At 63.7% G+C, this 24,023-nt stretch carries 23 protein-coding genes; 18 read left to right on the top strand and 5 right to left on the bottom strand.

Features of this window, described 5'->3' with window-relative positions:
* Positions 1-26 precede the first annotated feature (26 nt).
* Positions 27-1,520, bottom strand: a complete 1,494-nt coding sequence (locus tag AC0L3H_RS14525; protein ID WP_473585920.1) for an NAD-dependent succinate-semialdehyde dehydrogenase — start codon at positions 1,518-1,520, stop codon at positions 27-29.
* Between the two features lie 329 nt (positions 1,521-1,849).
* Complete coding sequence (locus tag AC0L3H_RS14520; RefSeq protein WP_473490922.1) at positions 1,850-2,332, bottom strand: Lrp/AsnC family transcriptional regulator; 483 nt, start codon at positions 2,330-2,332, stop codon at positions 1,850-1,852.
* Between the two features lie 90 nt (positions 2,333-2,422).
* On the opposite strand from AC0L3H_RS14520, the gene ehuR reads away from it, so the two are divergent.
* From ehuR to doeB, 10 genes are all read left to right on the top strand, one after another.
* Positions 2,423-3,808, top strand: coding sequence for a MocR-like ectoine utilization transcription factor EhuR (gene ehuR, locus AC0L3H_RS14515; protein ID WP_473585919.1), 1,386 nt, complete (start codon positions 2,423-2,425; stop codon positions 3,806-3,808).
* Between the two features lie 122 nt (positions 3,809-3,930).
* Positions 3,931-4,716: an ectoine/hydroxyectoine ABC transporter ATP-binding protein EhuA gene (gene ehuA, locus AC0L3H_RS14510; RefSeq protein ID WP_287238644.1), complete on the top strand. Its 786-nt coding sequence runs from the start codon at positions 3,931-3,933 to the stop codon at positions 4,714-4,716.
* 94 nt (positions 4,717-4,810) lie between these two features.
* A complete protein-coding gene (gene ehuB, locus AC0L3H_RS14505; RefSeq protein WP_473585918.1) occupies positions 4,811-5,662 on the top strand; it encodes an ectoine/hydroxyectoine ABC transporter substrate-binding protein EhuB in 852 nt (283 codons plus the stop codon).
* A 171-nt stretch (positions 5,663-5,833) separates the two neighbouring features.
* Entirely contained in the window at positions 5,834-6,493 is a 660-nt protein-coding gene (gene ehuC / locus AC0L3H_RS14500) for an ectoine/hydroxyectoine ABC transporter permease subunit EhuC (RefSeq protein WP_473585917.1), read from the top strand.
* 16 nt (positions 6,494-6,509) lie between these two features.
* Positions 6,510-7,169 (top strand): ectoine/hydroxyectoine ABC transporter permease subunit EhuD, encoded by a 660-nt coding sequence (gene ehuD / locus AC0L3H_RS14495; RefSeq protein WP_473585916.1) that lies wholly within the window; start codon positions 6,510-6,512, stop codon positions 7,167-7,169.
* A gap of 37 nt (positions 7,170-7,206) precedes the next feature.
* Positions 7,207-7,983, top strand: a complete 777-nt coding sequence (eutA, locus tag AC0L3H_RS14490) for an ectoine utilization protein EutA (protein ID WP_473585915.1) — start codon at positions 7,207-7,209, stop codon at positions 7,981-7,983.
* A 4-nt stretch (positions 7,984-7,987) separates the two neighbouring features.
* The gene (eutB, locus tag AC0L3H_RS14485) at positions 7,988-8,980 is read left to right on the top strand and encodes a hydroxyectoine utilization dehydratase EutB (protein WP_473585914.1); all 993 of its coding nucleotides are present in this window, start codon (positions 7,988-7,990) and stop codon (positions 8,978-8,980) included.
* A complete protein-coding gene (locus AC0L3H_RS14480) occupies positions 8,977-9,969 on the top strand; it encodes a cyclodeaminase (protein ID WP_473585913.1) in 993 nt (330 codons plus the stop codon). Before eutB ends, AC0L3H_RS14480 begins: the two co-directional genes overlap by 4 nt.
* 38 nt (positions 9,970-10,007) lie before the next feature.
* Positions 10,008-11,198, top strand: coding sequence for an ectoine hydrolase DoeA (gene doeA / locus AC0L3H_RS14475; protein WP_473585912.1), 1,191 nt, complete (start codon positions 10,008-10,010; stop codon positions 11,196-11,198).
* 5 nt (positions 11,199-11,203) lie between these two features.
* A complete protein-coding gene (doeB, locus tag AC0L3H_RS14470; protein WP_473585911.1) occupies positions 11,204-12,205 on the top strand; it encodes a N(2)-acetyl-L-2,4-diaminobutanoate deacetylase DoeB in 1,002 nt (333 codons plus the stop codon).
* 32 nt (positions 12,206-12,237) lie between these two features.
* On the opposite strand, the gene AC0L3H_RS14465 is transcribed toward doeB, so the two are convergent.
* The gene (locus AC0L3H_RS14465; RefSeq protein ID WP_473585910.1) at positions 12,238-12,906 is read right to left on the bottom strand and encodes a phytochelatin synthase family protein; all 669 of its coding nucleotides are present in this window, start codon (positions 12,904-12,906) and stop codon (positions 12,238-12,240) included.
* Between the two features lie 916 nt (positions 12,907-13,822).
* Between AC0L3H_RS14465 and AC0L3H_RS14460 the strand changes: the two genes are divergently transcribed.
* From AC0L3H_RS14460 to AC0L3H_RS14450, 3 genes are read left to right on the top strand one after another with little or no spacing between them, the layout of a single operon-like run.
* Positions 13,823-14,890, top strand: a complete 1,068-nt coding sequence (locus AC0L3H_RS14460) for a type III polyketide synthase (protein ID WP_473585909.1) — start codon at positions 13,823-13,825, stop codon at positions 14,888-14,890.
* Complete coding sequence (locus AC0L3H_RS14455; RefSeq protein ID WP_473585908.1) at positions 14,887-15,600, top strand: methyltransferase domain-containing protein; 714 nt, start codon at positions 14,887-14,889, stop codon at positions 15,598-15,600. Before AC0L3H_RS14460 ends, AC0L3H_RS14455 begins: the two co-directional genes overlap by 4 nt.
* Positions 15,597-16,868, top strand: coding sequence for an NAD(P)/FAD-dependent oxidoreductase (locus tag AC0L3H_RS14450; RefSeq protein ID WP_473585907.1), 1,272 nt, complete (start codon positions 15,597-15,599; stop codon positions 16,866-16,868). The genes AC0L3H_RS14455 and AC0L3H_RS14450 overlap by 4 nt, the downstream gene beginning before the upstream one ends.
* Positions 16,869-16,927: 59 nt before the next feature.
* On the opposite strand, the gene AC0L3H_RS14445 is transcribed toward AC0L3H_RS14450, so the two are convergent.
* Both AC0L3H_RS14445 and AC0L3H_RS14440 read right to left on the bottom strand, forming a co-directional pair.
* The gene (locus tag AC0L3H_RS14445; protein WP_473510677.1) at positions 16,928-17,224 is read right to left on the bottom strand and encodes a hypothetical protein; all 297 of its coding nucleotides are present in this window, start codon (positions 17,222-17,224) and stop codon (positions 16,928-16,930) included.
* Between the two features lie 281 nt (positions 17,225-17,505).
* On the bottom strand, positions 17,506-17,769 hold the full coding sequence (locus AC0L3H_RS14440) for a hypothetical protein (protein ID WP_473585906.1): 264 nt from the start codon (positions 17,767-17,769) through the stop codon (positions 17,506-17,508).
* Between the two features lie 272 nt (positions 17,770-18,041).
* Here AC0L3H_RS14440 and AC0L3H_RS14435 point away from each other — a divergent pair, with 272 nt between their 5' ends.
* The 5 genes from AC0L3H_RS14435 to AC0L3H_RS14415 all read left to right on the top strand — a co-directional run bounded on the left by AC0L3H_RS14435 (position 18,042) and on the right by AC0L3H_RS14415 (position 23,934).
* Complete coding sequence (locus AC0L3H_RS14435) at positions 18,042-19,481, top strand: FAD-binding oxidoreductase (RefSeq protein WP_473585905.1); 1,440 nt, start codon at positions 18,042-18,044, stop codon at positions 19,479-19,481.
* A 434-nt stretch (positions 19,482-19,915) separates the two neighbouring features.
* Positions 19,916-21,394: a DUF2778 domain-containing protein gene (locus tag AC0L3H_RS14430; RefSeq protein ID WP_473585904.1), complete on the top strand. Its 1,479-nt coding sequence runs from the start codon at positions 19,916-19,918 to the stop codon at positions 21,392-21,394.
* A 194-nt stretch (positions 21,395-21,588) separates the two neighbouring features.
* On the top strand, positions 21,589-22,374 hold the full coding sequence (locus AC0L3H_RS14425; RefSeq protein ID WP_473585903.1) for a ThuA domain-containing protein: 786 nt from the start codon (positions 21,589-21,591) through the stop codon (positions 22,372-22,374).
* A 77-nt stretch (positions 22,375-22,451) separates the two neighbouring features.
* The gene (locus tag AC0L3H_RS14420; RefSeq protein WP_473585902.1) at positions 22,452-23,510 is read left to right on the top strand and encodes a Gfo/Idh/MocA family protein; all 1,059 of its coding nucleotides are present in this window, start codon (positions 22,452-22,454) and stop codon (positions 23,508-23,510) included.
* A gap of 22 nt (positions 23,511-23,532) precedes the next feature.
* Entirely contained in the window at positions 23,533-23,934 is a 402-nt protein-coding gene (locus AC0L3H_RS14415) for a GFA family protein (protein ID WP_473585901.1), read from the top strand.
* The last annotated feature ends 89 nt before the right edge of the window (positions 23,935-24,023 follow it).

Here is a 24,023-nt window from a genome sequence, read left to right as displayed (position 1 = left end):
TCCTAAGGAAATGTCTCCGGCGCGGCTTACGCTACGTCCAGGCAGAGATATTTAAGATCGGTAAAGGCGTCGAGCCCGTGGCGCGAGCCCTCGCGGCCGATGCCGGACTGTTTGACGCCGCCGAACGGAATCGGCGCGCCGGTGATCTTGACGCGGTTGATGGCGACCATACCGTAGTCGAGTGCACGGCCCATGCGCAATTGGCGGCCGCCGTTCTCGGTGACGACATAGGCGACGAGCCCGTATTCGGTGGCGTTGGCGCGGGCAATGACCTCGTCCTCGCTGTCGAAAGGCGTCACCGCGGCGACCGGACCAAAAGTTTCCTCGCGCATGATCAGCGCATCGTCGGTGACATCGGCGAGCAGGGTCGGCCGGTAGAACAGCGGTCCGGCCGGATGTCTGCCGCCGCCGGTTAGGCAGCGCGCGCCATGGGCGAGCGCATCGGCGACCTGCTCCTCGACCTTCTTGACGCCGCGCTCGTGCATCAACGGCCCGATGTCGATGTCATCGGCCAGGCCATTGCCGGTCCGCAGTGCCTCGATGCGCCTGGCGAAGGCGGCGCAGAAACGATCATAAATCGGGCGCTGGACATAGATGCGGTTGGCGGCAAGGCAATCCTGGCCGGAAGTGGCGAATTTGGCGTCGACGGCGATGCTCACCGCCTTGTCGAGATCGGCGTCGGCAAAGACGATCAGCGGCGCGTGGCCGCCAAGCTCCATGACCAGCCGCTTCATCGTGGGCGCACTTTGCGCGGCGATAAGCCTGCCGATCTCGGTCGAGCCGGTGAAGCTCATGGCGCGGACGCGCGGATCTTCGCACATCCGCCCAACGATGGTCGAGGCCTTGCCGGTGAGAACGTTGAAGACGCCAGCCGGCAGGCCGGCGCGTTCGCCGAGCTCGGCCAGCGCCAGTGCCGACAGCGGCGTTTCCGACGAAGGATGCGCGACGATGGTGCAGCCGGCGGCAAGGGCGGCCGCCGCCTTGCGGGTCAGCATGGCTGCGGGAAAATTCCACGGCGTGACGACGCCGACGACGCCGAGCGGTTCGCGCCGCACCATCATCTCGGCGTTTGGCAAATGGCTGGTGACGCTTTCGGCATTGAGGCGCTTTGCCTCCTCGGCGTACCATTCGACGAAGGAGGCGGCGTAGTCGATCTCGCCAAGCGCTTCCCTAAGAGGCTTGCCCTGTTCGAGCGTCATCAACAGCGCCAGATCGTCCTTGGCGGCGATGATCAGATCGAACCATTTTCGCAGGATTCTTGCGCGTTCCTGTGGGAGAGCCGCGCGCCAGGCGGGAAAGGCGCGCGACGCCGCGTCGATCGCCTTGCTCGTCTGCCTGGCATCGAGCGCGGCAACCCAGGCAACGGTGGCGCCCGTAGCAGGGTCGGCCACCCCAAAACTCTCGGCGGCTTCACTCGCCGTCCAGTGGCCGTCGACATAGGCGAGTTGGCGCAGCAGCCGGCGGTCGGCGAGCCGGTCAAGCGCTTCGTGGCGTTGTGGGCGGGCAAAATGCGCGGACATGTTCGAGGTCTCCCGGTTTCGGAGTGATGCGGAGAGACTATGCGCGCGGCGCAGACAGAGAGGCTGTTTCGGAGCGCACGCGTAGAGAGATTGTCTCTATTGGGCTGCTCGGGCGGACAATCTGTTCAGCTTATAGGCTGGGCTATCTCATCGAGGAAGTGCCCCCTCACCCGGATTGCCAACCGAATTGCAAAGGGTAATTCGGGGCAATCCGACCTCTCCCCCGAGGGGAGAGGAGATCGCAGCGCCGGCACCTTTCTTCTCCCCGCCGGGGAGAAGGTGGCCGCGAAGCGGCCGGATGAGGGGGCTCTTTGCGATTTGCTCAGGCCTCACGACAGCGCCGGCAGCAGGTCGGCCACCGGCAAGGCGACCTCCTCCTTCACCGTCTTGGTGACGATGTAGGTGAAATAACGGTCGATGCCGATCTCGCGTTCGAGCAGGGCGTCGACCAGCCGCTGATAGGCGTCGATGTCGCGCGCCATCACTTTCAGCAGATAGTCGACGCCGCCGCCCACCGACCAGCAGGCGACGATTTCGGGGACGTCGCGGATGACGCGCTCAAAACGGTCGAAATCGGCCTGGCGGTGGCTGGCCAGCGTCACCTCCATCAGGACGGTGGCGACCGGCGCGACGGCGCGCATTGCAACCCTGGCGTGATAGCCGGAGACGATGCCGGCCTTTTCCAGCTTGCGCAACCGCATCCAGCACGGCGTCGGCGACAGGCCGACCTTGTCGGCGAGCGCCAGCTTGGTGATGCGCCCGTCGCGCTGAACCGCGTCGAGGATTTTCAGATCGATCTGATCCAGTTTCAATGCGGCCATGAGCGTCCACTTTTTTCCGCGACACCATGACGGCGCATTATTTCGATTGTCAATTGCACTGATTTCGATCTCTAATATGTCATGACATTGTGGCGTCCAGATCCCGCGCTTATCCGGCGGCCGGCCTATCAATCGCTCGCCGACCAGTTCGCGCGCGCCATTCATGACGGACGGCTGGCCAACGGCGCGCGGCTGCCGACGCATCGCCGGCTGGCCGACGATTTGAAGCTTTCGGTGCAGACAGTCAGCCGCGCCTATGAGGAACTGATCCGCCGGGGCCTGGTCTCCGGCGAGATCGGCCGCGGCAGCTTCGTGCAGACGCAGCGCCGCGAGCCGGAACCGCCCTATCTGCCGGAGCGCCTTGGCGAGGTCATCGACCTGTCGATCCTGAAGCCGGTCTGCGAGCCGATGCATCTGGAGCGGCTGAAGCAGGCGCTAGGCTGGCTCGCCGAGAACCTGCCGTCGACCTCGGCGCTGTCGTTCCGGCCGAACATGGTGTTTCCGCGCCACCGTGCAGTGGCGGTCGAATGGCTGCGGCTGTGCGGTCTCGACGTGTCGGCGCAGAATGTCAGCCTGACCAACGGCGCCACGGCCGGCATGACGGTGGCGCTGATGAGCGTGGCGCCGCCGGGTTCGACCGTGGCCACCGAGGCGATCGGCCATCACACGCTGATCCCGCTGGCGCGCTATCTCGGCTTCAACCTCGAGGGTCTGCCGATCGACGACAACGGCCTGATCCCGGAGGCGCTCGACGAGGCGTGCCGGCTTTCCGACATCCGCGCCGTGTTCGTGCAGCCCTCGGTGATCAATCCGACTGCAACATTAATGAATGCCGCGCGGCGCGAGCAGATCGCTGCGGTGGCGCGCAGGCACGACATCGCCATCATCGAGAACGACGTGCTCGGGCCGCTCGTCGAGGGCCGTCCGCCGCCGGTCGCCGCCTTCGCGCCCGAGCGCACGCTCTACGTCACCTCCTTCACCAAGATCGTGCTGCCAGGCCTGCGCATCGGTTATCTCGCGGCGCCCGACCGCTATGTCGCTGCCGTCGCCAACCGGCATCTCGTCTCCAACTGGATGGCAACGCCGATGGTGGCGGAGATTGCGACAAAATGGGTGACCGACGGCACGGCGATGGGACTCGTCCGCTGGCAACGGTCGGCGCTGCGGCGGCGGCAGGAGATCGCCGCCCAGGTGCTTGCCGGGGTCGACTACCGCGTCCATCGCGACGGGCTGCATCTGTGGCTGGAACTGCCAGACGACCGCGTCGAGGAGGGCTTCGTCTCACAGGCCCGCCTGCAGGGCGTGGCGATCGCACCAGGCACATCGTTCCGCATCTCGGCGGCGCCCTGGCAACCGGCAGTGCGCATCTCGCTGGGATCGACAACCGAGGGGGAACTGCGCGCCGGCCTCAGCGTTGTCACCAAGCTTCTGCTCGGCGACCCGGAGCATCTGCTGCTGGCGATCTAGGCAGACATTGCCGCGAAATTCTGCGGAGCCAGAAACATTGTCATGAGTTTATTTTCCTGATTGACATGATTTGGCGCGTTCAGCATCGTTAAGGCACAGCTTCTCCAGCACGGGGGAATTCTTTGTCCGCGCCTATCATCAAGATCGACGCCATTTCGAAAAGCTTCGGTACCTTCAAGGTGCTGGACGGACTGTCGATGCAGGTCATGCCGCGCGAGAAGCTGGCGCTGATCGGCCCATCCGGATCCGGCAAGACGACGATCCTGCGCATCCTGATGACGCTGGAGAGGATCGACAGCGGCCACATCCAGATCGACGGCGAGCAGCTTTACCACATGGAGCGCAACGGCCAGTTGCTGCCCGCCGACGAACGGCATCTGGCAAGAATGCGCCAGAAGATCGGCATGGTCTTCCAGCTGTTCAACCTGTTTCCGCACAAGAGCGTCATCGACAACGTCACGCTGGCGCCGATCCTGACCAAGGGCATGCCGCGAGCCGCCGCCGAAAAACGGGCGATGGAACTGCTCGACATGGTCGGCATGGCCGACAAGGCGAAAGCGATGCCGGCGCAGCTTTCCGGCGGCCAGAAGCAGCGCGTTGCCATCGCTCGCGCCTTGGCGCTGCAGCCCAGGATCATGCTGTTCGACGAGGTGACATCGGCGCTCGATCCGGAACTGGTCGAGGAGGTGCTGAACGTGTTGTGGCGGCTCTGCTCGGAGACCGACATGACCATGCTGCTGGTCACCCACGAAATGGGTTTTGCCCATGATTTCGCCGACCGGGTTCTGTTCTTCGACCGCGGCAAGATCGTCGAGGAAGGCAAGCCGGACGAGATTTTCCGCAACCCCAAGCAGGAGCGCACGCAAGGCTTCCTGAAGAAGATCATCGCGGCCGGACATCGCGTCTGACTGCCATGCCCCGGGCGGCAACGCCGTCCTCCCAGGGCGGCGAAGCCGTCCCGTACAACGACCAAACCAAAAGAGAAACAAGGAGTTGGGAACAATGAAGAGACTTGGCATTCTGGCCGGCGTCGCCGGTGTTGCACTGACCGCAATTCTGGCCGCTTCGACCGCGGGATCGGCCGACGACAGCAAGCTCGAAGAGCTCAAGGCACAGGGCTTCGCCCGTGTCGCCATCGCCAACGAGCCGCCCTATACGGCGGTTGCTGCCGACGGCAAGGTCTCGGGTGCGGCGCCCGATGTGGCCCGTGAAATATTCAAGCGTCTTGGTGTCAACGACATCGTCGCCTCGATCTCGGAATATGGCGCGATGATCCCCGGCCTGCAGGCCGGCCGTTTTGACGTCGTCACCGCCGGCCTGTTCATGAAACCGGAGCGCTGCGCGGCGGTCGCCTATTCGGAGCCGGTGCTGTGCGACGCCGAGGCTATGCTGGTCAAGAAGGGCAACCCGAAGGGCTTCAAGAGCTATGAGGATGTCGCCAAGGATGCCACCGCAACGATCGGGGCGCCGGGCGGCGGCACCGAGGAGAAGCTGGCGCTCACTGCCGGCGTGCCGCGTGACCGCGTCATCGTCGTGCCGGATGGCCAGAGCGGCCTGAAGATGCTGCAGGACGGCCGCATCGACGCCTATTCGCTGCCGGTGCTGTCGATCAACGATCTGGTCAAGAAGGCCAACGATCCGAATCTCGAAGTCGTCGCCCCGGTGGTCGGCGCGCCGGTCTATTGCGACGGCGCGGCGTTCAAGAAGGGCGATGAGGCGCTGCGCGACGCCTATGACGTCGAATTGGCCAAGCTGAAGGAGTCCGGCGAATTCGCCAAGATCATCGAGCCCTACGGTTTTTCGGCCGCGGCGGCGATGTCGACGAGCCGCGACAAGCTCTGCTCGGTAAAGTAAAAAGTTGCCCCTCACCCTTACCCTCTCCCCGTGAAGAACGGGGAGAGGGGGGCGCGAACGCTGGAGCCTCACCCTTCTCCCCGTCCCTATACGGGGAGAAGGTGCCGGCAGGCGGATGAGGGGCAGCGCCGACCCTCTGTAATAATCGCCAAGCGGAGAAATGCTTAGTTCATGACCCAATGGTCCGGCTATTTCGGCCTGATATTGCAGGGAGCGCTTGTTACCATCGAGCTGACGCTGATGGGGTCGGTGCTTGCCCTGATCATGGCCTTTCTCGCCGGGCTGGGGCGGCTGTCGCGTTTTTTCGCAATTCGGGCGCTGGCCACCGCCTATATCGAATTCTTCCGCGGCACCTCGATCTTCGTGCAGCTGTTCTGGGCCTATTTCGTGCTGCCGTTCATCGGCATTTCGCTGACGCCGCTGCAGGCCGGCGTGCTGGCGCTTGGCCTCAATGTCGGCGCCTACGGCGCGGAGGTGGTGCGCGGCGCCGTCCAGTCGATCGGCCGCGAACAGTACGAGGCCTGCACCGCGGTGAATCTCGGCCGCTGGCAAGCCATGCGCCATGTCATCCTGCCGCAGGCGCTGCTGGTGATGCTGCCGACCTTCGGCAATAACGCCATCGAATTGCTCAAGGCCACCGCCGTAGTTTCGCTGATCTCGCTCACCGACCTGACCTTCCAGGCCCAGGTCGTGCGCTCGCAGACCGGCAATACGCTGGTGCCGTTCACCACCATTCTCGTCATCTATTTCGCCCTTGCGCTGATCATTTCGTGGGGTGTGCGTTCGCTGGAACGCCGCATGGCGCGCGGCCTCGACGGGGTGCGCGTCTGATGGATCGGGCCTCGTAATGGAGTGGGATTGGACTTTCGTCTGGGAGATCATGCCGACCCTGATCGAGGGCGTGAAGATCACCATCCTGGCGACGCTGCTCGGCTCGGTCCTGGCCGCGATCGTGGGGTTGGCCATCGCGCTGGCGCGGCGCTCGCCGAACAAGGGCTTGTCGCGCAGCGTCGGCTTCCTCGCCGAGTTCATTCGCGGCACGCCGCTCTTGGTGCAGCTCTACTTCATCTTCTACGTGCTGCCGGATATCGGTATCCTGCTGCCGCCGCTGGTGGCGGGCGTCATCGGCCTCGGGCTGCATTACGGCACCTACACGGCCGAGGTCTATCGCGCCGGCATCGACAATGTGCCGCGCGGTCAGTGGGAAGCCGCCAAGGCCTGCAATCTCAACGCCAGGCAGACCTGGACCCACATCATCATGCCGCAGGCTATCCCGCCGATGATCCCGGCGCTTGCCAACTACTTCATCGCCATGTTCAAGGAGACGCCGCTGCTGTCGGCGATCACCGTGCTGGAACTGATGAACCAGGCCAAGAGCGTCGCCAATACCTATTACCGCTATGTCGAGCCGATGACCCTGGTCGGCGCCTTCTTCCTCGTCATCAGCCTGTTCTCGGTCGTGCTGCTGCGCTGGCTGGAACGCCGCTACGGGCGCATTGAAAAATGACAGTTCCTTCGACCAAATCGTTAGCAAGGAGCGCGTGGTGACCGCTCCAGTCGACATCCGCCTGCACTCGACACGGCCGGCGCTCGACGCGCGTCCGCTGGAAAAGCGCGTCGGCCTGATCATCCTTGCCACCGACCATACGACCGAACCGGATTTTCGCCGCATGGTGGCAAGCGACCGGATCGGCGTCTATGTCGCGCGCATCCCCTATGCCAATCCGACGACGCCGGACAATTTGCGCAAGATGCAGCCGTCGCTGACGGCGGGCGCCGCACTCGTCCTGCCCGATGAGCCGCTCGACGCGGTCTGCTATTCCTGCACCTCGGCCTCGGTCGTCATCGGCGATGCCGAGATCGAGGCGGCGGTGCAGGCGGCCAAGCCCGGCGTACCCGTGGTTACGCCGCCGATGGCAGGGGTGCGCGGCTTGAAAGCGCTGGGCGCCAGGACGATCAGTATTCTTACTCCTTATACGGTCGAGACCAGCCGGCCGATGTCCGTCTATTTTGCGGCGCACGGTTTCGAGATCGCCAGTTTTACCTGTCTCGGCTTCGACGACGACCGCGAGATGGCGCGGATTGCACCGGCCACGCTGGTCGATCTGGCGCGCGAGGCGACTGATGCGCAAGCGGACGCGCTGTTCGTCTCCTGCACGGCGCTGCGGGCAGCACTTGCCGTCGTCGGCATGGAAGAGGCGATCGGCCGTCCGGTGGTGACCAGCAACCAGGCAACCGCCTGGAACTGCCTGCGGCTTTGCGGCGACGAGGAGCCGCGCCCTGAATTCGGCCGTCTGATGACGCTGCCTTTGGGACAATGAGGCCATGACACCTGCGCCCATCACCCCCGCCGATATCCGCGCCGCCTGCGAGCGCATCGCCGGCAAGGTCGAGCGCACGCCGACCGTGCTTTCCCCGTATCTTTCCGGGCACTTGGGCGCGCCTGTTTATCTCAAGCTCGAACATCGGCAGACCACCGGCAGCTTCAAGCTGCGTGGCGCCTCGAACGCCATCGCGTCGCTGGACGCCGAGGAGAAGGCCCGCGGCGTGGTCGCCGCCTCGACCGGCAATCACGGCCGGGCGCTGGCTCATGCGGCAAAGCTTGAAGGCATGCGCGCGACGATCTGCATGTCGCGACTGGTGCCGCAGAACAAGCTCGACGAAATCCGCCGGCTCGGCGCCGAGATCCGCATCGTCGGCAACAGCCAGGACGATGCGCAGCAGGAGGTCGACCGGCTGGTCGCGGAAGACGGTCTGATCATGCTGCCGCCCTTCGACCATCCTGATATCATCGCCGGGCAAGGCACGCTCGGGCTGGAAATCATCGAGCAGGTTGCGGACGCTGCCCTGGTGCTGGTGCCGCTGTCCGGCGGCGGGCTGGCGGCGGGTGTCGCCGCTGCCGTGAAGGGCGTCAGCCCCGGCACGAAGGTCATCGGCGTTTCGATGGCGCGGGGCGCGGCGATGAAGGCAAGCCTCGATGCCGGACATCCGGTTTTGGTCGAGGAACTGCCGACGCTGGCGGACTCGCTCGGCGGCGGCGTCGGCCTCGACAACCGGCTGACCTTCTCGATGTGCTGCGACCTGCTCGACGATGTTATCCTGCTCAGCGAGGACGAGATCGCCGCCGGCATCCGCCACGCCTATGAACAGGAGCGCGAGATCGTCGAAGGCGCCGGCGCGGTTTGCATCGCCGCCGTGCTTGCCGGCAAGGTCAGGGCGAGCGGCCCCACTGTGCTCATTCTGTCGGGCCGCAATATCGACATGACGCTGCACAGGAAAGTCATTTGTGGCGAAGCATTTAAGGAGAGCGCCGCATGAGCCGGATGACGATACTGACCGAAGCCGAATTGCGCGCGATCGTGAAGCTCGATCTCGATGCCGTCGCCTGCGTCGAAAATGCGTTCCGCGCGCTTGCCACCTTGCCGGTGGCGATGCCGCCGATCCTGCGGCTCGACATTCCCGAGCATCGTGGCGAGGTCGACGTCAAAACCGCCTATGTGCCTGGCATCGACGGTTTTGCCATCAAGATCAGTCCCGGCTTCTTCGACAATCCGAAGCTCGGCCTGCCCAGCGTCAACGGCATGATGGTGCTGCTGTCGTCAAAAACCGGGCTGGTCGAGGCGGTGCTGCTCGACAACGGTTATTTGACCGATGTCCGCACGGCGGCGGCCGGAGCGGTCGCAGCGAAACATCTTTCGCGAGCCGACGCTTCGATCGCCGCGATCTTCGGCGCCGGCGTCCAGGCTGGACTGCAGCTCGAGGCGCTTATGCTGGTGCGGCCGATCGCTGAAGCGCGGATCTGGGCGAGGGATGCAGCCAAGGCCGAAGCCGCAGCGGATGCATTGCGCGAAAACCTGGGCATCGTCGTGCACGCTGAACCCGACGCGGCAAAGGCGGCGGCCGGCGCCGACATCATCGTCACCACGACGCCGTCGACCGAACCGCTGATCAAGGCCGGCTTCGTCTCCGCCGGTCAGCACATCACCGCGATGGGCTCGGACGCCGAGCACAAGAACGAGATCGCGCCGGCGATCCTGCGCATGGCCGATCTCTATGTCGCCGACAGCGCCAAGCAGACGCGGCTGCTGGGCGAATTGCATCATGCCATCACGACGGGGGTGGTGGCAGCCGATGCCGAGATCACAGAGCTCGGCCAGATCATCGCCGGCGATAGACATGGCCGCCGTTCGGACAGCGACATCACCATCGCCGACCTCACCGGCACCGGCGTGCAGGACACCGCGATCGCCACGCTCGCCCGCGACCGTGCGCGGGCGGCCAAGACGGGTACGATTTTCGAAAGCTGATGCCGGCCGCAAGGCCCAACAAACGAGGACCAAGAACAATGCAGCCCAATTTGAAATTCTCGCGCGGCGAATATGCGGATCGCCTCGCCAAGACCCGGAAGGCCATGGCAGCCAAGGGCGTCGATCTGCTTGTTGTCAGCGATTCGTCCAATATGGCCTGGCTGACCGGCTATGATGGCTGGTCGTTCTATGTGCACCAGGCCGTCATCGTGCCGCCGTCGGGCGAACCGGTGTGGTACGGGCGCGGCCAGGACGCCAACGGCGCCAAGCGCACCGCCTATCTCGCGCACGACAACATCGTCGGCTATGCCGACCATTATGTGCAGTCGACCGAACGCCACCCGATGGATTTTCTGTCGCAGGTGCTGGCCGATCGCGGCTGGGGCAAGCTCAGCATCGGCGTCGAGATGGACAATTACTGGTTCTCGGCCGCTGCCTTCGCTTCGCTGCAGAAACATCTGCCCAATGCCCGCTTCGTCGACGCCACGGCACTCGTCAACTGGCAGCGCGCGGTGAAGAGCCCGACCGAGATCGATTACATGCGCAAGGCAGCCCGCATCGTCGAAGCGATGCACCAGCGCATCGTCGACAAGATCGAAGTCGGCATGCGCAAATGCGACCTGGTCGCCGAGATCTATGATGCCGGCACGCGCGGCGTCGACGGGCCAGAGGGAAAGATTGGCGGCGACTACCCGGCGATCGTGCCGCTGCTGCCGTCGGGCGCCGATGCGTCGGCGCCGCATCTGACCTGGGACGACCGGCCGATGAAGTCGGGCGAGGGCACCTTCTTCGAGATCGCCGGCTGCTACAACCGCTACCATTGTCCGCTTTCGCGGACTGTGTTCCTCGGCAAGCCGACGCAGGAATTCCTCGATGCCGAAAAGGCGACGCTGGAAGGCATGGAGGCCGGGCTTGCGGCGGCAAAGCCCGGCAATACATGCGAGGACATCGCCAACGCCTTCTTCGCGGTGCTGAAGAGATACGGCATCGTCAAGGACAACCGCACCGGCTATCCGATCGGGCTTTCCTATCCGCCGGACTGGGGCGAGCGCACGATGAGCCTGCGCCCCGGCGACCGCACCGAGCTGAAGCCCGGCATGACCTTCCATTTCATGACCGGCCTGTGGCTGGAGACGATGGGGCTCGAGATCACCGAGTCCATCCTGATCACCGAGACCGGGGTCGAGTGCCTGGCCAATGTGCCGCGCAAGCTGGTGGTGAAGAATTGAGCCCGATGTCCAGCCTTCGTCCATCGCCGATCACGCCGACCGTCGATTTCGACCGCGACGGCGTGCAGCACGGCTTCTTGCGGCTGCCTTACAGCCGTGACGATTCGGCCTGGGGATCGGTGATGATCCCGATCTGCGTGATCCGCAACGGCAGCGGGCCAAGCGCATTGCTCACCGGCGGCAATCATGGCGACGAATATGAGGGGCCGCTGGCGCTCTACGATCTCGCCCGCACGCTCGATCCCAAGCAAGTCATCGGCACGGTCATCATGGTGCCGGCAATGAACTATCCGGCGTTCCGTGCCGGCACCCGCACCTCGCCGATCGACAAGGGCAATCTCAACCGCAGCTTTCCCGGCCGGCCCGACGGCACGGTGACCGAGAAGATCGCGGACTATTTTCAACGAGAGTTGCTCCCCCGCGCAGACATCGCGATCGACTTCCATTCCGGCGGCAAGACGCTCGACTTCGTGCCGTTCTGCGCCGCCCATATCCGACCTGACAAAGTGCTGGAGGCGAAGGGGTTCGCGGCGGTCGAAGCGTTCTCGGCGCCGTGGTCGATGAAGATGCTGGAGATCGATGCGGTCGGTATGTTCGACACTGCCGCCGAAGAGATGGGGAAGCTGTTCATCACCACGGAGCTTGGCGGCGGTGGCACCTCCCGCGCGGAAACGGTGCGGATCGCCCGTCGCGGCGTGCTCAATGTGCTGCGTCATGCCGGCATTGTCGCCGGTGCGGTCGAGATGCAGCCGACCCGCTGGCTCGACATGCCGTCGGGCGATTGCTTCTCGTTCGCCGAGGACGATGGGATGATCGAGACGATGATCGATCTCGGCGAGCCTGTCGAAGAGGGCCAGGTCCTGGCGCGCATCCACTCCATCGGCCGCACTGGTGCAGCACCTCAGGAGATCAGGGCAAGGATGTCGGGTCTATTGGCCGCCCGCCATTTCCCCGGACTGGTCAAGGCGGGCGACTGCACCGCCGTGGTCGCCGTGTTGGTCGATTGAAGGCAAGGCAATCGAAACTGCTTGCGACATTGCTACTCGATCAGCAGCAAGCCGCGCTTCTTGTCGCCATCGCTATCGATTGTGTCCATGGCTGAGAACAGGCGCTCACGCTCGACCAGCCAAGGCTTGTAGTCCTCGTTTACATCGAGGACGAAGACCATGTCCTCGGCTTCCAGATATCCGCCGACCGGGGAGAAATGGCCAGCGCCGGCGCCGAAAATCTTCTCGCGGGTAAAGTTGACGATGTAACGGCGGCCGGGATCGTTGGCGCGCTTCATGTGCTCGCGAAACGCATCGGCGCTCAGATTCCGAAGCACGGAGACTTTACGCTGGGTGTTCGTTCGAGCGACCTCGGCAAGCTCGTCCAGCGTGAGGCCAATGACGCAAAAACCGGTCCAGCATTTTCCGGTTCCCGCGAGGACTTCGGCTTCGGTTCTCTCCTCCTCGCCGATGGAGCGGAACGTGTTTGCGACGCTTGCCGGGCCGCACCTTGATCCGTTCGATTGCCATGTGACGTCGGCACTGAAGGTAGCAGCCACGGGCAACTTCCAGGCGCTGTCGATCAATTCAGCGGTGCGGGTAACCGACGACTGGATTGCGCCTTGCGAAACTCTTGACTGGCCGGCAACCAAAAGTGCGGCGCCGCCCAGCAGACCGACGAAGGCGATGACAATCACACCGAAAGCGAGACTGCGCTTCATTGCTGAATCTCGGAGCAGGCAGCAACAGGAAGAATGAAGAAAAGCCACCGCAACGTCAATCGGCGCTGCACCCGGCCGGTCGCGATCTGGTCCTGCAGCAAATCTCGCGGGCCGGCGCCAGGTCGAGCGGACGCGGACGTCACCACTCAAGGCAGGAGACGCGGCGTCAGATGAGAGCGCTGGGTCTGGGAGAATATGGATCGGGCAGGGAACTTCGCCGGGGAAAGAGCGGGGTCGTTTCGCTAGCGCCAGTTGCTGCTGCGCCTGAAAACCTCAAGGTTCCAGAGACGACCGCAAAAGAACAATTACTCGGTAGGCGTCGCTAAAGGCGAAACCTAACGAAGGCCAAGGAAACTGAGTATCGCAATTACGATAACGACGGCCCCGACCAGCCAGATGATATTGTTCATGACAGCTCTCCTTTTCTTTGCCGCGAGCCTGGCGGCAGCTCGCGATAATTATGGCCAACGCCTTCACGGCATTCTCGTTCCAAAACTGAGCCTTAAGAGCCGCCAACTAGTCTTTGAACCGGAGGCCCGCGCCTCTGGAGGAGCGCGGGCCGACCGGGGTACGGGCCCCGGTTCAGCAGCCAACATCCGGGAGATATCCGCTGTCACCCTACAACTGTTAGTATGCGCTAATGTTCCATCGCTCAGAAGAATACCGCGCCCAGCGAGGGCCGGAAGCAATGGCGCCTCGGCCCGAAGCGCAGGCGCTTCGGTGGACGCCTCGGCAATGGAGCCTATGTTCCTAATGCCGGCGAACCGCAGCATCGCCTGGCAACCAGGTGGGATGAAGTCAATTCTCGGAAACGTTCATCAACAGCACTCACAACCTGCCATCCTTCACCTGGCGCGCAAACAACCTCCGGCCGTGGTCCTTAGAAATACCGTGCGCGATGCCGAGGAGACCGAATATGCCGGCCAAAACGTATATTAACCGGATCGCGACAGCAGTGCCGGAGCACGAGGTTCATCAATTCTATCTGCGTTTCGCCGCCTCCATGCTTGCGGCCGATCGTCGAAGAATTTTCGAACGCATGGTTGACGTTGCCGGCATCGAGCACCGCTATTCCTGCTTTGCACCTGCCGGCGACCCCGAAGGACCATCAGCAGATTTGGCCGGGAAGTTCATTCGGGGCGCCTTTCCTGGAACGGCCGAGAGAATGGCAATGTTCTGTCATGCCGCACCTGTTCTGGCGCAAAAAGGCGTCGATGGATTGGAGCTTGGTGGCGGCGCTTCCCGCATCACCCATCTCATCGTTACCACCTGCACCGGGTTTTCAGCGCCGGGCATTGACCTTGAGCTGGTTGCGCGATGCGGCCTGCCGGACAGGGTCGAACGCACGATGATCGGTTTCATGGGCTGCTACGCGGCGATCAACGGCCTCAAGCTTGCCCGCCACATCGTCCGCTCCGACCCGCAGGCCAGGGTCCTGCTGGTCAATATCGAACTCTGCACGATGCATCTGCGGGAAACCAGCGAACTGGAAAAGCTGCTGTCGTTCTGCCTCTGGGGCGATGGCTGTGCGGCTGCGCTCGTCACCGCCGAGCCGCACGGCATCGAGCTCGAAAGCTTTTACGGCATCGTGGCGGACGCGCGGCGGGATCTGATGAGCTGGAGCATTAGTAACCACGGCTTCGAAATGGTTCTTTCCGGCCAGGTCCCGGCAGCAATCCAGGAAGCGTTGCGGAGCAATCACAACGCCATCCTCGGCGGTCGGCCGACAGAGGCGATCGACCTCTGGGCCGTGCACCCGGGGGGACGTTCGGTGCTCGACGCCGTCGAACGGGCCTTGGAACTCGCGCCCACCGCGCTGGAGCCATCGCGCGAGGTGTTGCGCCGATATGGAAACATGTCATCGGCGACCGTCATGTTCGTGATGAAAGAGATGTTGAAGGCGCCACCAGGCATGCTCGGCTGCGGCATGTCGTTCGGACCCGGGCTGGCGGCCGAAACCATGCTTTTCCGAACGGCGTCATGAGCAGCCTGGAGCACCGCCAGCTTGCGCCGGAAATCCTCGACGGACTTGCGGCCGACGATCCGCGAGCGCTTGCGGCGCGTTGTGACCTCCGTCGCATCAACGCGCTGATGTTTCAGGCCAGGATCATGGCATCGCTGCTGCAGAAATTCGTGCCAGGGCCGCCGCGCCGGATTCTGGAGATCGGCGCCGGCGATGGCTCCTTCATGCTGGCGTTGGCGCGGCGCATGGCCGGGCATTGGCCTGGGGTCGAACTGGTAATGCTCGACCGCGTCGACCTCATCACCGCGCAATTGCGTGGTGATTTCGCCAGGCTGGGATGGACAGTCGAAGGCGTCACCGCCGATGTCTTCGACTGGGCGAGAAAGAACGAGGGTACGCGGTTCGACGCGATCACCGTCAATCTGTTTCTGCATCATTTCGACGATGGCAAGATCGTGCGTTTGTTTTCGCTGATGGCGCCCAAGGCCCCGCTGCTGTTGGCGACAGAGCCGTTGCGGACCAGACTGGCATTGGCCGCGACCCGCCTTCTCCCGGCGATCGGCGCCAATGACGTCACACGAAACGACGCGGCTCAAAGCGTGCGTGCCGGCTTTCGCGGCAACGAGCTTTCCGGTCTCTGGCTCGCGGCAAACGGCAAACCGGTCGAGGAACGGCGCGCCGGCCTTTTTTCCCACATTTTCGTCGGCACCAGCGCCGGTCATGACCTATGACTCGATTGTCGACCCATGACGCGATCGTCATAGGCGCCGGCCCGGCGGGCACGTCCGTCGCGCTGACGCTGGCCCGGCGCGGATGGGCCGTGGCTATTGTGGAAAAGAGCGTGTTCCCGCGCCGCAAGGTCTGCGGCGAATATATATCGGCAAGCAATCTTGCGCTTCTGGACCAGCTGGAGATCGGCGAAGCGTGGCGTGCCAATGCCGGCCCCGAAATCCGCCGCGTCGGCTTGTTTTCCGGCGAGACCTGCGCCGAGGCGGCAATGCCTCCTGCAAAAGATGGGCCTCCCGCAAAAGATGGGCCTCCCGCAAAAGATGGGCCTCCTGCAAAAGATAGGCCCCGCGAGAAAAAAGATGGTTTCGGCCGGGCGCTTGGCCGGGATGTTTTCGACTGTCTGCTTTTGCAGGCGGCGCGATCGGCGGGCGTCGAAACCTTTCAGCCTTGCCGCGCCGTGGCCATCGACCCAGATGGCGAGGCGCAATTGGTGCGAATTCAAGCCGGAACCGAAACGACGATGCTGCGCGCGCCGGTGATTGTCGCCGCACACGGCTCCTGGGAGCCAGGACCGCTGCCCAGCCAGCTCGGAAAGACCAACCGCCCTTCGGACCTGTTCGGCTTCAAGGCGCATTTCACCGGGTCGTCCCTGGCGCCTGATTTGATGCCCCTGCTGGTGTTTCCTGGCGGTTATGGCGGCATGGTTTCGGCGGATCATGGCCGGCTGTCGATCTCCTGCTGCATTCGGCGCGATATGCTCGCACAGTTGCGCAAACACCCCAGACACCAGAGCCATTTGTCGGCCGCCCAGGCGGTCTCCCGTCATCTGATGGAATCATGTCGGGGCGTGAGGGATGCGCTAGAGTCAGCTGACGCCGACGGGCCGTGGCTTGCCGCAGGTCCGATCCGGCCAGGAGTTCGCTCCTGCTACGAACGCGACATCTTTCGCGTCGGCAATGCAGCCGGAGAGTCTCATCCTGTCATCGCCGAGGGCATCTCGATGGCGCTTCAGTCCGGCTGGCTGCTGGCTTGCGAACTCTCATGCGCGCCACGCGGCCGCGCAGGGCGCGAGACGGCCGGCAGACGCTACGAGGCGGCGTGGAAAAGTCTGTTTTCAACTCGGGTCTACGCCGCCGCCGCACTTGCCGGGATTGCCGTTAGTCCAGGCAGCGCCACCTTGATGGCGGCAATTATCCGGAATTTCCCGCAAGCGCTAACGTTCGGTGCGCAACTTAGCGGCAAGACAAAGCCGGTTCCCGGCTTTGTCTGACTGGTGGCGCGGCGCGTTCGTGCGCTCCCACGGGAAGTAGCGACCTCACCGGCGCTAGCTCACTTGGGGCAGTTCTCCATGTCCGAAGTTGCAGTGCCACTGGCGGAGTTTGTATTCGCATCGGCGCCTGCGGTTTCCTTGCACCGATCGCCCATGCCGTCGGCGCCGTCGGTGGTTGAACCGGTTACGTTCGGATCGGCAGGAGTTGCATTATCGGTGCCGGGAGCCATGGTGCCAGTGTCTGTCCCGGTGGCCGCTCCCGGATTGTTGGTGCCGGATCCAGTACCGTTTGATTGCGCCACCGCCGAAGTGGCGAGGGCGATGCTGAGTGCGGCTGCGGAGAGAATTTTTTTCATCACGGTCGGTCTCCATTAGAGTTGCATCGCTGGTTGCGATGATTACCCAACGAGCGTTTTTTGGAGTTGTTCCATCGGACAGAAATCGTGATTAATAGAGTGGAGCCGATGGCAATCCAGCAGCAATGCTGGCGAAGCAGCGAACGAGCGCCTTGGCCAATCTCCCCCCTTGTGGGGGAGATGGTCCGGCAGAACAGAGGGGGCGCTGTCCTGGGCGCTGTCCCGCCGCCATCAAAGGTTCTGCACCTCGTGACGCTACGGTCGCTCCAGATCAGCCCCGCTCACGGCTCGTCGATGTCCTGCTTCGAGGGGTTGCGCGAGAGGGCGCGTTCCTCTTCGTCGTCCGGCAGCGCCTCGTCGCTCTCCTGGTACGGATTGTCGTCGTCTTCCTCGGGCAGTTCAGCCTCTTTCTCGAGGTCGTAACGGATGTCGCCGTTTCCCGGCACGCTGCCTGGTAGAATTTTACTGCCTTTGATCGCGTCCCAATCCTGCTGTTCGATGGTCGGGCCTTCGGATGGATCGTCGGGTTTTCTGCGCGGTGCCATCAGAGCTCTCCTCTGCATTGGTTGCTCATATGCCTAACTCCGCGGACCGCTGCGTAGTTCCTCCGATCGAACCGACGAGATCGTCTACAGCGATCCAGCGCTCATCTCGGCTCGGCCTGCCGGCGGCTTTTTACCTCAATAAGAGCTGACCGTTATGCGGGTTGCGCAATGCCGGCCAGCGAGCGATCATGAACTTGCGCGACTTCTAATATAAAGGCAGACTTGGAAACGGGTGGAGGGAAAACGGCTCAAAAACAATCGGGAGGAAAGCCATGGATAGCATGAGCCTCATTACGCTTGATCGCGGCAAGACGACGGTCGATGCCGCGGCCCTGGAGGCGCTTTCGGCACAATTGCGCGGCACCGTGCTGAGGGAAGGCGATGCCGCCTATGACGAGGCACGCAGCATCTGGAACGCCATGATCGACCGGCGACCCGGGCTGATCGTGCGCTGCGCCGGTGCCGCCGACGTTGTCGCCGCCGTCAATTTTGCCAGGGAAAACAGGCTGCTCGTCGCGGTTCGCGGCGGCGGCCACAACATAGCCGGCAGCGGCGTCTGCGACGGCGGCCTGATGATCGATCTGTCGCCGATGAAGTCGGTGCGGGTCGATCCGGCGACGCGGCGGGCATGGGTGGAACCTGGCGCGACGCTCGCCGATGTCGACGCGGAGACACAGGCCTTCAGACTGGCGGTGCCGACCGGAATCAACTCGACCACCGGCATTTCGGGCCTGACGCTGGGCGGCGGCTTCGGCTGGATCACGCGGAAATTCGGCCTGACCATCGACAATCTTCTCTGCGCCGATGTGGTTACCGCCGACGGCAAGCTGCTGCGCGCCAGCCAGACCGAAAATCCGGATCTGTTCTGGGCGCTGCGCGGTGGCGGCGGCAATTTCGGCATCGTCACGGCTTTCGAGTTCAAGCTCCACCAAGTCGGTCCGCAGGTGCTGTCGGGGCTTGTCGTTCATCCCTTCGCCGATGCCGAAAACGTGTTGCGGGAATACCGAGCGGCGCTCGAAGCAGCGCCCAATGAGCTGACCTGCTGGGCGGTCATGCGGCAGGCGCCGCCGCTGCCGTTCCTGCCGGCCGAATGGCATGGCAAGGAGGTGCTGGTACTGGCCATGTGCTATTGCGGCGACCTTCAGGAGGGTGAGAAGGCGACACAGAGGCTTCGCGCCATCGGCACACCGATTGCAGACGTGGTCGGTCCCAACCCGTTCACCGGCTGGCAGCAGGCATTCGATCCGTTGCTGACGCCTGGCGCCCGCAACTATTGGAAGAGCCATGACTTCACCGAGCTTTCCGACAGCGCGATCGAGGTCGTCACGGCGGCGATACCCGGGCTTCCAGGGCCTGAATGCGAGATTTTCATCGGCCATGTCGGCGGTGCCGCGGGCCGGGTGACAGCGGATGCAACGGCGTTTCCGCAACGCAGCGCGCACTACGTCATGAATGTCCACGCCCGCTGGCGCGAACCGGAAATGGACCAGGCCTGCATCGACTGGGCGCGGGGTCTCTATGAAGCAGCCAAGCCCTATGCCGCCGGCACGGCCTATGTGAACTTCATGCCCGGGGACGAGGTCGACAGGGTCGAAGCAGCCTATGGCGGCAACTATCGGCGGCTGCTGGAAATCAAGCAGCGATATGATCCGCTGAACCTGTTCCGCATGAACCAGAATTTGCGGCCGATGGAAGCGCAGCGTGCCGCATAGTCTGCGCAGGCATGACAAGGCCGCGCCTCCAACGGAGGACGCGGGCCTCGTTTCGGATCATGCGCTGGCAGGTGTCGGCCTTTAGCTGACGCCGCCCAGGCAAGGTCTAATCCTTTCGCTTTGTTGACTCGGCCTGCAAAAACGGGCAGCAAAGCCTGGCATGGAGGGCATTTCCGCTATTTGCATAGTTTTGGAGGGAGCCTTTTTTGACACTGACCTTCGCCTGATCGGCGATCGGTAGAGGGATTGGTTAACCAAGTTTGTCCATCTTTTGATTCAATCGGCAACAGACGTGAAGCGTGCCGGGGGGCACCAGGCGACTGTGATTGTGACGGCTGCGAGTCCGCATGCCGCAAGGCCGATTGAGGTTTGGTTGTATGGCGTTGATGCGTTTGAATAACCGGGGTGACAATCCTGATAGTGGATTGCCCTCGATGAGGCCCGGCCTGCGCTGGGTCGCGATTCCCGTTGTTGGCGCTGCGATCGCACTGTGGTCGGCTGCGACCGTGGCCGGCCTCCATTCGGTGGGAACGTCGCTCACCGCCGCCTCCAGCAGTCTTCCGCAAAACCTGCTCGCGCCGCGCTCCATGGCGCTCGCCGATCCCCGACACACACTTGTCAATCCACGGGCCAATACGTGGGCGCCGTCACTGGCAAGCCGGCAGCGTGAGGCGTCGCTGCTCGGCCGATGCAATGCCGGCTGCGCGCAGGCCGCCGCGAGCTTCGAGCATGAAGGCAAGGTAGGGCGTCTCAAGCCGTTAGCGCGGCCGGATGCTGTGCAGCGTGTCGCCGAAATCTCACCGCAATCGCGCTTCGACAGCGTGGTGGCGAAAGCGGCGCAGTCGCCGCAAAAGATTGCTGCTGCCTTTGCCCGCGCCTCCGGCGGGGCCGCGCCGTTTGCGGTCGTCAGTCTGCCGACGGGCCAGCGCTTTGCGGAGCCGGTGCGCCTGGCCGATCAGCATGGTCCTGCGTCCGTGCGCTTCGGGCCCGAGATTGCGGAAATCGACCGATCCTCCCGGCTGGCGCTGGCGCTGGCGCTTGCGAATGCATTGCCGGAAGCGATGATCGACGTGCTGCCGCAGGCGACGACGGCCGATCCTGCTGCCACGCAAGAGGGCGAGGTGCAGATGGCGTCGCTGCCGCCGCAGGACGGAATGCCCAGCAGCGTTCCCTTGCCGACTTGGCGTCCGCAGGCGGACATCGACCAGTCAGACGAGGCGCCCGAGGTTAGGGCACCCAAGGCCAATGCGCCCAAGGTCCAGGCATCGAGGGCCGCCAAGGCCCAGTCTCAGCCGTCCAAAGCCAACAGGGTGGAGACCGCCGCCGCGCCGCAGGTCGAGATGCCCCGGGCGCCAGCCTTGTCGCCGAGGAGTTCGTCACCGGCGGCGAAACCAGGCATGCAAGAGGACATGCAGGGCAGCCCGGGCAAGCCGGGCAAGCCGGCCAAGCCATCGAAGGCCGCAGACATGCTGGCCTATGCCAAACCAGACAGCCCGGCGGGCGGCGGCGGGGTCTTCGGCAACCTGTTCACCAAGCCCGGCAGCGGCGTCGCCGTCTACGACATCTCGGCGAAAACCGTCTATATGCCGGACGGCTCGCGGCTCGAGGCGCATTCGGGACTGGGCTCGATGGCCGACCAGCCTCGCTACGCCAATCGCAAGAATGCCGGCCCGACACCGCCCCACACCTACGATCTGAGGCTGCGCGAATCGCGTTTCCATGGGGTGGAGGCGCTGCGTCTCACTCCTATCGACGGCAAGAACAAATATGGCCGTGACGGCTTTCTTGCGCACACCTACCTGCTGCGCGGCCGCCGCGGGGAATCGAGCGGCTGCGTCGTCTTCAAGGACTACGCCAGCTTCCTCGCCGCGTTCAAGAAGGGCAAGATCAAACGCCTCGTCGTGCGCGGCTAGCCCGAGCCGGCGTGACATCCATCTCCCCCCAAGTGGGGGGAGATGTCCGGCACAGATGGGGGCGCTATCCCGCCGACATCTCCGGAATTCCACCCAATTGTCAGCAGCCAGCCTCGAAACCGTTTTCATTCCCGGCCGATGACACTATGACTGACCTGACCGGGGCGGCGGCTTCAACCGATCAAGAGGATGTCATGACGATACGCGCTGTCGTTTGGGGCGAGAATATCCATGAGCGGACCAATGAGGTGGTGGCAGGGATCTACCCCGAGGGCATGCACGCAACGATCGCCGATGCGCTGAGGCTCGACCCCGAAATTTCCGTGTCGTGGGCAACGCTTGAGCAACCGGAGCATGGCCTGCCGGCCGACCGTTTGGCGCAAACCGATGTGCTCGTGTGGTGGGGACACAAGGACCATGGCGCCGTCGCCGACGAAGTCGTCGAGCGCGTGGCGCGCCGCGTCTGGCAAGGCATGGGATTGATCGTGCTTCATTCCGGCCATTTCTCGAAGATCTTCAAGACGCTGATGGGCACGCCCTGCACGCTGAAATGGCGCGAGGCCGGCGAGCGCGAGCGGCTCTGGGTGACGAGCCCCAACCACCCGATCGCTGCCGGGATCAGCGAGTGTTTCGAGCTCGAGAACGAGGAGATGTATGGCGAGCAGTTCGCCGTGCCGGAACCGCTGGAAACGGTTTTCATCTCCTGGTTCCAGGGCGGCGAAGTGTTCCGGTCGGGGCTGACCTATCGCCGCGGCGCCGGCAACATCTTCTATTTCAGGCCCGGCCACGAGACCTATCCGACCTATCACGACGCGAATGTCCAAAAGGTGCTGCGCAATGCGGTGAAATGGGCGCACAACCCGCAGGGCGCGCATCCAGCCATCCTCGATGCGCCGAACGTGCCGGTGGAAAAGGCGCTCGAGCCGATCGTCGAGCGCGGCGGAAAACTCCATGCCGCGGGCGAACCCGGCTATCGCTAGACCATGATCCAGAACCTTCGGTTCGGAAAATCCACGGTCGAACAATAAGATAAGGCCTCATCCTAAGGATAAGAATCATGCGTCATTTAATACTCGGCACCGGCTGGATGGCGGAAGAGCATGCCAGGCAGTTCAGCAGGATCGAAGGCGTCGAGCTGGTCGGCGCCGTCGATCTCGACCGCGCGCGTGTCGACAAGTTTTCGGATAGCTACAGAATCCCCAACCGGTTCGCGTCGCTGGAAGACGCGCTCGCATGGGACAAGTTCGACGCGGTGGCGAACGTGACGCCAGACCGCATCCACCATCCGACGACCATGATGCTGATCGCGGCGGGCAAGCCGGTGCTGTGCGAGAAACCGTTGGCCGAAAATTACCAGCGGGCCAGCGAGATGGCCGACGCCGCCGAGCAAGCCGGCATCATCAACATGGTCAACCTGACCTATCGCAACGTCGCCCCGCTGCAGCGGGCACGCACCATGGTGCTTGCCGGCGAGATCGGCCAGGTCAGGCACGTCGAAGCGTCCTATCTGCAGAGCTGGCTGGTCTCCAAGTTCTGGGGCGACTGGCGTACTGACCCGAAATGGCTGTGGCGGCTGTCACGCGGCCACGGCTCCAATGGCGTGCTGGGCGATGTCGGCATCCATATCCTCGATTTTGCCAGCTATGGCGCGGCGCTCGACATCGACCATGTGTTCTGCCGCCTCAGGTCCTTCGACAAGGCGCCCGGCAACCGGATCGGCGAGTACGAGCTCGACGCCAACGACAGCTTCACCATGGCGCTGGATTTCAGCAACGGCGCTTTTGGGGTCGTCCATGCCAGCCGCTGGGCAACCGGCCATCTCAACGAATTGCGGCTGCGCATCTATGGCGACAAGGGCGGCATCGAAGTCGTGCACAATCTGAACGGCTCGGAGCTGAAGGTGTGCATGGGCGAGAACATCGAGAACGCCAAATGGCAGGTCCTCGATACCGGAACGGTGCCGACCAACTACCAGCGCTTTGTCGATGCGGTGCGCAGCGGCGTTCAAGCCGAGCCGTCGTTCCGCCACGCGGCCGAATTGCAGAAGGTGCTCGACCTTGCCGTCGTCTCCGACGAGAAGAGGGCTGAGCTGAGGACCCATGCCGAAACCCATTGATGTTCGCTGAAAGGGGCCAGCCATGGTCACGCGCCGCGCCCAATGTTCCTGCGGTCAGCTGTCAGCCACCTGTTCGGGTGAGCCTGTACGCGTCTCTGTCTGCCATTGCCTGGCTTGCAAGCGGCGCACCGGCAGCGCGTTCAGCTTCAATGCGCGGTTTGCGGAGAATGATGTGTCGATCCAGGGACGAGCGGCGGAGTTCACGCGCGTTGGCGACGAAGGCGGCCGTGTCATCTACAGTTTCTGCCCGGATTGCGGCACCACTGTCCATTACCGGATCGATGTCCAGCCCGATCTGATCGCCATTCCGGTGGGGGCTTTCGCCGACCCATCGTTCCCGCCGCCCTTCCTGTCCTTCTATCACGACAGCCGGCGCTGCGAGTGGGTCGAGGTCCGCACTGAGCCTCTGGCGACGTTCGGCTGAAGCCGTCGGCCACCTTCGGCTGACGTTTTTGGACGGTTCAGCCTTCTGATCCAGGGCGAGCCAACGATCGCTTGTTCGATGAACTGGAA

This window comes from Mesorhizobium sp. WSM4816, from assembly GCF_055811535.1.
Note: the sequence above shows the minus strand (reverse complement) of the source record. Positions and strands in the feature narration are given on the sequence as shown.